10 protein-coding genes and 1 pseudogene are annotated in these 10,753 nt (G+C 60.1%); 5 read left to right on the top strand and 6 right to left on the bottom strand.

All coding sequences use genetic code 11. The annotated features are described in order from the left end of the window. Positions 1-39: 39 nt before the first annotated feature. The 4 genes from AC1DT6_RS39445 to AC1DT6_RS39430 form a co-directional block, all read right to left on the bottom strand. Positions 40-711, bottom strand: coding sequence for a JmjC domain-containing protein (locus tag AC1DT6_RS39445; RefSeq protein ID WP_477102773.1), 672 nt, complete (start codon positions 709-711; stop codon positions 40-42). A 158-nt stretch (positions 712-869) separates the two neighbouring features. Further along, a complete protein-coding gene (locus AC1DT6_RS39440) occupies positions 870-1,064 on the bottom strand; it encodes a hypothetical protein (protein WP_441627344.1) in 195 nt (64 codons plus the stop codon). Next, positions 1,061-1,543: an MchS3 family protein gene (gene mchS3, locus AC1DT6_RS39435; RefSeq protein ID WP_441627346.1), complete on the bottom strand. Its 483-nt coding sequence runs from the start codon at positions 1,541-1,543 to the stop codon at positions 1,061-1,063. The genes AC1DT6_RS39440 and mchS3 overlap by 4 nt, the downstream gene beginning before the upstream one ends. A 19-nt stretch (positions 1,544-1,562) precedes the next feature. Further along, complete coding sequence (locus AC1DT6_RS39430; RefSeq protein WP_441627348.1) at positions 1,563-2,825, bottom strand: HlyD family secretion protein; 1,263 nt, start codon at positions 2,823-2,825, stop codon at positions 1,563-1,565. Positions 2,826-3,697: 872 nt separating this feature from the next. Between AC1DT6_RS39430 and AC1DT6_RS39425 the strand changes: the two are divergent. Together AC1DT6_RS39425 and AC1DT6_RS39420 are read left to right on the top strand one after the other, a co-directional pair. Then, positions 3,698-4,259: pseudogene (locus tag AC1DT6_RS39425) on the top strand (transposase); the annotation flags it as partial. Between the two features lie 481 nt (positions 4,260-4,740). Next, entirely contained in the window at positions 4,741-5,058 is a 318-nt protein-coding gene (locus tag AC1DT6_RS39420; RefSeq protein ID WP_441627350.1) for an Mpo1-like protein, read from the top strand. A gap of 8 nt (positions 5,059-5,066) precedes the next feature. Here AC1DT6_RS39420 and AC1DT6_RS39415 read toward each other — a convergent pair whose 3' ends face one another. Next, positions 5,067-6,413, bottom strand: a complete 1,347-nt coding sequence (locus AC1DT6_RS39415; protein WP_441627352.1) for a YihY family inner membrane protein — start codon at positions 6,411-6,413, stop codon at positions 5,067-5,069. Positions 6,414-6,590: 177 nt separating this feature from the next. Here AC1DT6_RS39415 and wrbA point away from each other — a divergent pair, with 177 nt between their 5' ends. The 3 genes from wrbA (at position 6,591) to AC1DT6_RS39400 (ending at position 9,137) form a co-directional block, all read left to right on the top strand. After that, complete coding sequence (gene wrbA / locus AC1DT6_RS39410; RefSeq protein WP_441627354.1) at positions 6,591-7,196, top strand: NAD(P)H:quinone oxidoreductase; 606 nt, start codon at positions 6,591-6,593, stop codon at positions 7,194-7,196. After that, the gene (locus AC1DT6_RS39405) at positions 7,193-7,630 is read left to right on the top strand and encodes a DUF2069 domain-containing protein (RefSeq protein ID WP_441627356.1); all 438 of its coding nucleotides are present in this window, start codon (positions 7,193-7,195) and stop codon (positions 7,628-7,630) included. Before wrbA ends, AC1DT6_RS39405 begins: the two co-directional genes overlap by 4 nt. 85 nt (positions 7,631-7,715) lie before the next feature. Next, positions 7,716-9,137, top strand: coding sequence for an FAD-binding oxidoreductase (locus tag AC1DT6_RS39400; protein WP_441627358.1), 1,422 nt, complete (start codon positions 7,716-7,718; stop codon positions 9,135-9,137). Positions 9,138-9,193: 56 nt separating this feature from the next. On the opposite strand, the gene AC1DT6_RS39395 is transcribed toward AC1DT6_RS39400, so the two are convergent. Then, on the bottom strand, positions 9,194-9,736 hold the full coding sequence (locus tag AC1DT6_RS39395) for a gamma carbonic anhydrase family protein (protein ID WP_477102774.1): 543 nt from the start codon (positions 9,734-9,736) through the stop codon (positions 9,194-9,196). Between the last annotated feature and the right edge of the window lie 1,017 nt (positions 9,737-10,753).

The following is a 10,753-nucleotide window of genomic DNA, read 5'->3' as shown; positions in this document are numbered from 1 at the left end:
GCGCAAGCAGGGCGGCGGCCGCTCGAACCTCGTCACCTGTCAAGTGTCCTCGGCGCAAAATGCGATTTTATTTGGCGGCTTATCTTGGGTGGATTGGGTCGCGGAGTGCCACCACCCTCGTGGAACGTAAAGAACATCGCCGGGCTCAAGAACCACATCAAGCACTGGCTCCGCCGGTCGGCAGTGCTTGTAGTTCTTGCTCGTCTGCCCAGGCAAAGGAAGTGTGAAGGTGGGCGAATACAACAGCCATCGCTTGCGCCCCATCAGCTGGATGGCAAAAACATCATGCGTATCCCAATGATCACCAAAAGATCCACTATTTCCGAAAGCAGCATAACCGTTTGCAATGACGACCTCACCAATAAAATCAGACAATTCGTTACAAATGTTTCTAATTTTAATTGAAACTGACTCTATTCGATTGAACACAAGTGTTGAGCCAGCCGCCAGATGCATCTCAACAAGATCTTTATTAAGTTGGATTTTAATTACCCCCACCTCAATACATCTTTTGCTATACCCCGCCGGGTCAATAAAATCCACTCCATTATGGATTCTCACCCCAAGTGGACTTGATTGACTGGAGTATATTGACTCATCAAGATCGTGCCAGTCGAAAAATTTCCCTGTATAGCAAGATTTGAATAAAGCCGGATATCTCTCAAAATTCTCTTCAAAGAAACTGGATGCACTAATCGTCTCGGATATCATATCTTTACGGGCTCGCCTCTTTCCTAGTCCACGAAATATGGGTCCAAAGCTAATAACCTTATGACTAACCGACCATTTCGGCTACGCTGGCATTGGCTCACCAGGCGTAGCCGGTCTCAGCAAGGTGTGGTTTCGAGGGAAACCACCCTCAATTTCAGTCATTCATCGCCATCCGCGCCATTTGGATACATCGACGAAGAGGGCGTACCAGGAGCCCAACACCCACCATTTGCGTCAATATAGCTCCCCATGTTTCGCCCCCGGAGGTCAATCACATTGCTTGACTCGGCTTCACCAGACATATTCATTCCACCCGCCATCATTTTCATTTCTTCATCTGTAATAACTCTCATCTCTTGTCCTTTTTGTAAACGGATTTGCAGCCATGATCATCAATGAACTCGATTATTTCTGCTACGTCCTCCCTTTTTAAAATGTCAGCCCTCAAAACTGATGCCATCCCTCCAGATTTAATGATCGATATTTTCGCCTCATCGAATGCCAGCGGCGATTTTTCGCGAAGCCCACAGGCGGCATACAATTTTGACTCTACTGTTGCCGTTTTAGAATTTACTATTCGTATAAAAAATGAAACGGAATCACGCTTTTTTAGAATAGACCGATATAATTCCTCCTGATTACTTACATGCCCATAGAACCCAACCATTCCGAGACTGAAAGTTTCTATTTCCTCGAATTTTCGCTGCTCACCTAACGAAGAAGTACCGCCATCTGCACTCGCAAGTGACGCCGAAGCGAGAATCATGATAATAGCCACATGAACAACAATTAAAAAATATTTTCGACGTAGATTTTGACCCATATAATTCATCTGACTTGCCTTTTATTAGTTACGATAGCCGCCTGCTAACTCCTATTACAGGGAAAAATATCCATTCATATAGCCTTCTTTTCTCCTGTTCGATGTCGGCGTCCAGTGTCATTCCCGGCATTAGAGGAATATTCTTCCCATCGGCGAGTATGCTCTGATCATCAACCTTTACAGTAATGCGGTATACGCCTTCGTCAATTGCCAATCGCAGAGGAGGAAAATTGGATGCCAGATCCAGTGGCGAGATCGGGCTGCGGGAGACTTCGATTACCGTCCCTGAGTATTGGCCGAACTTTTCATATGGATAGGCTTGGTACCTCAATCGCATGCGCTGACCCGGCTTGACGAAGCCGACAACGCGTGATGGCGCGAAAAGTTGTGCGATCAGTGCCGAGCCTCTTGGCAGTATCGTGGCAATGGGCTGGTTGCTGGCGAGTTGCCCAACTTCCGCTGTAATGGCCGTGACTGTTCCTGCAAGTGGGGCCGTGATAGCGAGTCGGTCACGCGTTCGAACTTCAGCACTCTCTTGCAGTAACTCAGCCATTTGGCGCCGCAAGTCTGCTATTTGGCTTCCCGCGCGCGTGGCTACTTGGCTTAGCTCGCTTCGAAGCGAAGCAATACTGTTCGTCAACTCCGCCCTTTTACGTCGCGCAGAAATAAGCTGAATGCGCAGAGTTTCGACTTGATCTTCTTTCTCAAGCAGGCCTGCCGGGGAAATAAAATTATTTTGCGCGAGAATTACTTGGCGATGAAATATATTCTCTGCCGACGCAACGCGACGAGTGTGCACTTCGATCTCTTGCCGGAGATTAGTTAGCTCATCCGCTTGGGCGTTTAACCTCGATCGAAGGCCGTCTTGAGTTTGCTGATTGAGTAGATGGCTTGCGTCAATTGCCACTTGAAGATTTGAGCGTCGCTGCTCGAGCAAGTGCGCGTGAGCATCCGCCAACTTGAGGCTCCCTTGTATATCGGATGTTCGGCGCTCGTCGGAAAGTACAAAAAGGATGTCTCCGTTGTTCACTTGCTCGCCTTCCGAGACTCTTCTTTCGGTTATGATCCCTGTTGCCTGTGATGAGATGCGGATCACGCCGTGTGCCGGTAGAAGAATACCGCGCACCGACGCATGTTTTGTGTATGTGCCAAACACTAGGTATGCGAGAGTCAGCATTCCAATAGATGTGCCCACGCTAACAATAACCCAGCTTGACCAGGGCCTCGGAAGCACAATAGGCCCAGACCAATCGTTGGTTGACGAAAGAACTTCCGAGCGAAACAAGTTCATAAATATTCTCCTTGAACGCGGTGGTGGGTTTTAGACGATAGATCTCTTCATATTTCCGAGGCTTTCCGCTTTAGGCCTATCGACCACATAGCGAATGTCCGTGGACGGCGGCAGGAATTGCAACATGACATAGACCAACTAGTAGCCATTCATAGAGCATCGCCAATCAATCTGCTCTCCCCTGACTGTTCCCGTCATTTCCCATGTACTTCGGCGTTCCTGTGTTCCAGAAATGCAATTCGTTGAACAGGCTCAGTTCATATTCCGACCGTTTCTCCTCCAAGGGCTCCTTTTCCCTTCGTATTCGAACGGCGGCAGATCATGACGTTCCTCGGCATGGCGCCCAAAGCGCGACGGCGGCAAGGAGGATTGCGCCGACAAGCAACATCGCATCGAGCAATCGACATCTCGAGAGCGGCTTCATTGATGACCTGATCACCATGCTGCACTGCCCGTCGCTTCTTTCCGTTATCCCGCAATCGCTTGTCTATGGCGCGAAGACAAGGGCTACCGCGCCCCCTGGAAAAAATGCCCCATCCCGCACATGAGGCGGTTGAGCCGAAACTAGCGGGTTGAAGAGTCCGCCAGGGAGCCCCCCCAAGACATCGGCGATGGAGTTGGATGGAAGTAGCGTATCAAGTGCGCATCCAGCTTTGTTTGCGAAGATTCCGAATCGGTCGCGGATTCGTCCGATAGTGCCTTCTCGTGTGCCCGCCTCGCGATCGGGTTCTAGCGAGCTCCGTTTGTGCAAAGTGGGGCACGATAGTCGTCAATGGTTCCGAACACGGACACCAGCGGTGCCGGTGAACGTCTCGGCCGGACCTGTCAGGAATTTTGTGCTTAGGGCATAACATGTCGCTAAGGAGCATGTCATGCCACGCAAAATGAAGACTAGACAGGCTGCCGACCATTCCCGAGGACCTGATTGCCCATTTCGTAAAAGGCCCCGTGACCACCGAGGCCGTGGAGGCCTCCATGGCGTTCAAGAAGGCCCTGATCGAGCGCGCCCTGGACGCGGAGCTGGGCCATCACTATGCCCCGGGCGCCGAACGCCCGGCCGGCACGGCCAACCAGCGCAACGGCAAGAGCGCCAGAGCCGTGCTCACGGACGACGGGCCGCTGCGCGTTGAGGTCCCCCGCGACCGGGATGGCACCTTCGCCCCGATCCTGATCCCCAAACACGAGCGACGCTTCACCGGCTTCGATGACAAGATCATCGCCATGTATGCCCGGGGCATGACCATGCGCGAGACCCAGGCGTTCCTGGCCGAGCAGTACCGCACCGAGGTCTCGCCCGAGTTCATCAGTTCAGTGACCGATGCGGTGATGGACGAAGTCACGGCCTGACAGGCTCGCCCGCTTGAGGTGATGTACCCGGTGGTGTTCTTCGACGCGCTGCGGGTCAAGATGCGGGAGGACGGCGTGGTGCAAAGTGGTAGCAGCAGGTTGAAGGCTGCGGCGGCGTAGCGAGCGCCCGCCCTCTCCCCCGGCCCCTCTCCCACAAGTGGGAGAGGGGAGCCAACCAGCGGCAAGATCAACCAACTGTGGTAGCCGTGTTTCCCGCCCCAAGGGGCGGGAAACACCCAAGCGCGATGCGAAGCGAGCCGTCAAGGTGTGCCAAGGCCGTATGGGGCGCCTCGGGATTCGGCGAAAAGAGCGGAAAAGAGGGACCCATGTCTGAGCATCGCCTTAAGGCGATGCGAGTTTGGGTCCCGGCCGCTCTTTTCGTCGAAGCCCGAGGGGGTGTCGCCCCATCCGGCGCGCCTTCTTTGCCTACTTTCTTGGCAAGACAAGAAAGTAGGTCGCCGCCCCGCAGGGGTGGTGAAACCGCAGTTGCCTTTGACGGTAAGCAGTTGCAGTGACAGTCACCCCCCACCTAAACTAAAAGCCCCCGAACACCCCACAGGCCCCCGCCATGCCCCAGGCCCACCCCCGTGAGTTCGAGAATTTCGCCGCCTTCTATCCCTTCTACCTGAACGAGCACCGCAATCCCATCTGCCGCCGCCTGCATTTCGCCGGCTCCAGCGTGGCATTGCTGTGCCTGCTTGCACTCCTGCTCAGCGGCAACTGGTGGTGGCTGGCAGCGGCCGTCGTGTCGGGATATGCCTTCGCCTGGGTCGGCCATTTCGCCTTCGAGAAGAACCGCCCCGCCACCTTCCGCCACCCGCTCTACAGCCTGATGGGAGACTGGGTCATGTACGCCGACATCTGGCGTGGCAGGATTCCCTTCTAGGGGGGCATTCAGACCTGGCCATGCCAGCCGGGCGGCACCACTTCCAGCGTGCGGCGCGCGGAATCGGCTGGGCGTTCCTGGACCGCCGGGCCATCCTCCGGTTGCTGCCGGCGGAACACCGCATCCAGCGGCTGGTCCAGTCGCGGGTTGTCCAGCACCTGCTTGAGCGCATCGGCGCCTTGCAACTGCTGCGCCAATGCCGTGCGCGGCAGGCGCGGCAGGTTCAGCACCAGCCGGTCGTGCAGCGTGCGCAGCGTGACCTGCCCGGGATCGCACAGCAGCGCCCAATGGGCCTGGCCGCGTTCCTGCGCCAGCCTGCCTACCAGGTGCATGGCCTTGAGCTTGCCCAGCAGGCCCGCCAGGTAATCCGCCTCTACCCGCAGCTTGCGGCCCAGGTCGAGTTCGCCGACGCTGCGCGGCACCTCGTCCCGTGCCCGGTATAGCAGGTAGAGCACGCCCAGCGCGTCGAAGAACTCGCTGCCGGCAAAGGTGCGGCGCCGCCAGTAGCCTTGCCGGATCACGGGCAGGTTGGCGGCAATGGTGGCGCCCAGCAGGGTCACCAGCCAGCTCAGGTAAATCCAGAGCAGGAAGATCGGCAGCGCGGCAAAGGTGCCATAGACCGCGGTGTAGGTCGGGATATGGGTGACGAAATAACCGAAGCCGCGTTTGGCCAGCTCGAAGGCAAGCGCCGCCACCAGCCCGGCGGCAATCGCGTCGCGCCACTCCACGTTGGCGTTGGGCACGGCGGTATAGAGAAAGGCGAAGGCGAGCGCCGACAGCAGCACCGGCGTCAGGTTCACCACCAGCTCCAGCCCGAACGGCATGGTGCCCACATAGCCGGCCGAAACCGAGATCAGGTAGGAACTGATCGACAGGCTGGCGCCGATCAGCACGGGGCCCAGCGTCAGCACCGCCCAGAACACCAGGATGCGCTGCGCCAGCGGGCGGCGCTGCTTGACGCGCCAGATTGCGTTGAGCGCGTCCTCCACGGTCAGCATCGTCAGCACCGAGGTCAGCATCAGCCCGCCCAGGCCCACCGCGGTCAGGCCCTTGGCGTTCTTCGCGAACTGGCCAAGGTAGCTCGTGATGGAATTGCTGACGTTGCCCGGGATCAGGTTCTGGAACAGGAATGACTCGGTCGCGCTGCGAAACTCGCGGAATACGGGGAAGGCCGCCAGCAGGGCGAAGGCCACCGTCAACACCGGCACCACCGCCAGCACCGTAGTGAAGGTAAGGCTGGCCGCGACCTGCGGCAAGCGGCCTTCGCCGGCGCGGCGCAGCGCGTAGCGCGTGAGCGCGCGCAGTTTTTGCAGATTCCATTCCCTGCGCAGGCGAACGAAGCGGGCGGCGAACATGCTGGGGCAAACTCCTTGCTGATTCAGTGGGGTACCCCGGCGCGGCGACGCGCGGCGCACGCCGGGGCCGCAACTATAATACGCGCATTGCCCTGTGCGCCGCACAAGGCACCAATCCGGCCTGCCCCCTGGGACCGCCCCACCCCGGCGCCCTTGTTGCGCGCCGCAGCCCTGTCCATGACCGAACTCCTAGTCCTCTATTACAGCCGCCACGGCAGTACCCGCAAGCTGGCCGAACTGATCGCCACCGGCATCGACAGCGTGCCCGGCGCCCAGGCACGCCTGCGCACCGTGCCGCCGGTTTCCACCGTGAGCGAGGCCACCGCGCCGGATATCCCGGCGGAAGGCCCGCCTTACGCCGAATTACGCGATCTGGAGGAATGCGCCGGCCTGGCGCTGGGCAGCCCGACCCGCTTCGGCAATATGGCCGCGCCGATGAAGTACTTCCTGGATGGCACCGTGGCCCAGTGGCTGTCGGGCGCCCTTGCCGGCAAGCCCGCCTGCGTGTTCACCGCCACCGGCAGCCTGCATGGCGGCCAGGAAACCACCTTGCTGTCGATGATGCTGCCCTTGCTGCATCACGGCATGCTGGTGCTGGGCCTGCCTTATTCGGAAAGCGCCCTGATGACCACCGCCAGCGGCGGCACGCCCTACGGCCCCAGCCATCACGCGCGCGTGGACAACAGTGCGCCGGTGTCCGACGAGGAAGCCGCGCTCGCGCGCGCCATGGGCAAGCGCCTGGCCGAGACCGCGCTGCGCCTGGCTGGCCGGAGCCACGCATGAACGCCGCCCCCAAGCCCGCGGTTGCGCCCGCGGCCAACGCCACCGACAGCGCGCTGCACAGCGCCGGCCTGTACCGGCTGAGCGCCGGCAGCCTGATTGCACTGATCCTGCTGTGCATCGCCTGGGAATGGTTCCTGGCGCCGCTGCGTCCCGGCGGGTCCTGGCTGATCCTCAAGTTCCTGCCCCTGCTGCTGCCGCTGCGCGGCGTACTGACCCGCAACCGCTACACCATGCAGTGGTCCTCGATGCTGATCCTGTTGTTCTTCACGGAAGGCATCGTGCGCGCCACCAGCGACCGGCCGCCGTCCTCCACGCTGGCGTGGGTCGAAGTCGCGCTGACGCTGCTGTTCTTCTTCGGCACCATCCTCTACCTGCGCCCGTACAAGCGCCGCGCCAAGGCGCTGCAACCGGCCAAGGCCAAGCCCGGCAAATGACATCGCCGATGAACGCGCTGTAAGCCCGCAGCAATCCACTCCGCGCGGCCGTCACGACGGCGGCCGCCCTCCTGGACCTACCGCCATGACCGCCTCGCATCCCGATTCCTTCCTCGCCCTCTGCCGCGCCGCCCTGGGCGAGCAGCACGTGCTGACCGAAGACGCCGACAAGGCTCCCTACCTGACCGACTGGCGCAAGCGCTATACGGGGGAAGCATTGGCGGTGCTGCGGCCAGGCTCGGCCGAGGAAGTCGCCGCCGCCGTGCACGCCTGCCACGCGCACAAGCTGGCCGTGGTGCCCCAGGGCGGCAATACCGGGCTATGCGGGGGCGCCACGCCGACAGCGGGACAGCAGTCCGTGGTGATCTCTCTCCAGCGCCTGAACCGCGTGCGGCAGGTAGACCCGCTCAACAACACCATCACGGTGGAAGCCGGCGTGATCCTGCAGCAGTTGCAGGACGCCGCGCGCGAGCATGGCCGGCTGTTTCCGCTGAGTCTCGCGGCGGAAGGCAGCTGCACCATTGGCGGCAATCTCTCCACGAACGCGGGCGGCACGGCCGTGCTGCGCTACGGCAACACCCGCGAGCTATGCCTGGGGCTGGAAGTGGTAACGCCCGCCGGCGAGATCTGGGACGGCCTGCGCGGCCTGCGCAAGGACAACACCGGCTACGACCTGCGCGACCTCTTCATCGGCGCGGAAGGCACGCTCGGCATCATTACCGCCGCCGTGATGAAGCTGTATCCGCTGCCGCGCGCCCGCGTCACGGCGCTGGCGGCAGTGGCCAATCCGCGCGCGGCCCTCGCCCTGCTGGCCATTGCCCAGCAACGCGCCGGGGCCATGCTGACGGGTTTTGAGCTGATGTCGGAGATGTGCCTGTCGCTGGTCACCACGCACTACCCGCAGTTGCGCTATCCGTTCGACCGCCCGCATCCGCAGGTCGTGCTGCTGGAACTGTCGGACAACGAGAGCGACGACCATGCGCGCGCCATCTTCGAAGCGCTGATGGAAACGGCCTTCGAAGCCGGCGTGGCACAAGACGCGGTGGTGGCCGAATCCGTTCAACAGTCGCGCGACTTCTGGAACCTGCGCGAACATATCCCGCTGGCGCAGGTCGACGAAGGCAAGAACATCAAGCACGACATCGCCGTGCCGATCTCGCGCATCGCGGATTTCATCGACACTACCGACGCCCTGATCCAGCAAGCCTTTCCCGGCGCGCGCATGGTCACCTTCGGCCACCTTGGCGATGGCAACCTGCACTACAACGTATCGCCTCCCGCCGGGCAGAGCCACGATGCCTTCCTCGGCAATTCGGAAGCCATCAACCTGATCGTGCATGACAGCGTGCACGCGCATCGCGGCTCGATCTCGGCCGAGCACGGGCTCGGCCAGCTCAAGCGTGAAGAAAACCGGCGCTACAAGAGCAAAGTCGAACTCGCGATGATGCGGGCAATCAAGCAGGCGCTGGATCCGCAGGGGCTGATGAATCCGGGGAAGGTGATCTGACAGGAAACGCTGCCGGCAGCCGGGTGTGATAGCCGGCTGCGGCGCTGGCAATTCGCTCAAACGCCCTGCAACTCCGCGACATGCTGGTCCTTCAGCTTCACGTAATTGGCCGCCGTATAGCGGAAGAAACCGCGTTCCTTTTCCGTCAGGGGCCGTGCCTCCCTGGCCGGGCTCCCGACGTACAGATGCCCGCCCTTGAGCACCTTGCCCGGCGGCACCAGGCTGCCGGCGCCAAGAATCACTTCGTCCTCGATCACCGCGCCATCCATCACGATGGTGCCCATGCCGATCAGGATGCGGCTGCCGATGGTGCAGCCATGCAGCAGCGCCTTGTGGCCGATCGTCACATCGTCGCCGATGGTGAGCGGGAAACCATCCGGATTGAAGGGACCGGCATGCGTGATGTGCAGCACACTGCCGTCCTGCACGCTGGTGCGCTCGCCAATGCGAATGCGATGCATATCGCCGCGAATGGTGACCAGCGGCCAGATGGAACTGTCGGCGCCGATCTCTACGTCGCCGATCACGACGGCGCTCGGGTCGACGAACACGCGGTCGCCGAGTTTGGGGGCTTTGCCCTGGAAGCTGCGAATGGTCACGATGGAATTCCGAATTGCGGATGAGCGCTGCGCGAGCCCTTGCACAACGGCTACCCGGTAGTCCGGGCCGCGCGGAGGAAGGCGCACCGCCATGCTCTGGACCAGCATTCTAATTCCCTTCGGCAAGCCGCCGGCAATTCGTTAGCCGGGCCGAACCGGCGCCATGAGAAACAAAAGGCCGGGAAGCCTGCAATCTTCCGGCGTTCACGGTTCGAATTGGAAGCCGGATCAGGATACGGACACCCTGTCCCGGTACTGTGTCGATCGAGAGGACGTCCTGCAATTGCCGCACACATCACTTCCCCGAGTCCCGCATTCCCGGTCTTGTTCCTCTTGCTTCTGGCGTGCACTCCAGGCTGTTCGAGATAGCGTCACCCGCGATGATTCCGATTGTTCGGATCCGTGCGTCTTCAGTGTGCCGTTCAAATACGCTGACCTACGTCAATGATTCGATCTTAGCCATGCCTATGCTTACAAAGTGCGGTGCGCGCCAGACGCCCATTCCCGCGTCGCCCTTTGGACTCGAATTCGATGGAAGCGACGTCGCGATCCGGGCGTCACCGGACATCATGTCCATCAAGGCAGTTCGAAATCAACTACCCGAAGGCAACGGATCCACTGTGCGTGCACCGGCACAGTGATTGAAATCCGGGGAATTGCGGGCTTGGGTGCGACGGCCATCCGCCCCTCTCGACCAAGCGTCCGCGGTACGCTGCCGCGTCAACGTGCTGGATCTTCAATCCTGATAATAAGGAGCCGGCCATGGAAGCCGTCAGGTCACTGTTGGAAACCCAGCCGTTGTTCACTTTGTTCCTCACGGTCGCATTGGGTTACGTTGTCGGCGAATTCAATATAAAGGGGGTCTCGCTCATGCGGTTATACACATCGTTGACCCACCGAAGCGATCCTGGCGCCCCGGAAAAGTGTTTACATTCAAGGACTTGAAGCGGCACTTGTAAACTGTCTGAGTCTCGCGTTTACTTCTGCCTTTTTGGGTGACGCGTTGACGATTGAATC

The organism is Cupriavidus sp. 01L45, assembly GCF_056399885.1.
The sequence above is the reverse complement of the archived record's forward strand: the minus strand, read 5'-3'. Positions and strand labels throughout refer to the sequence as shown.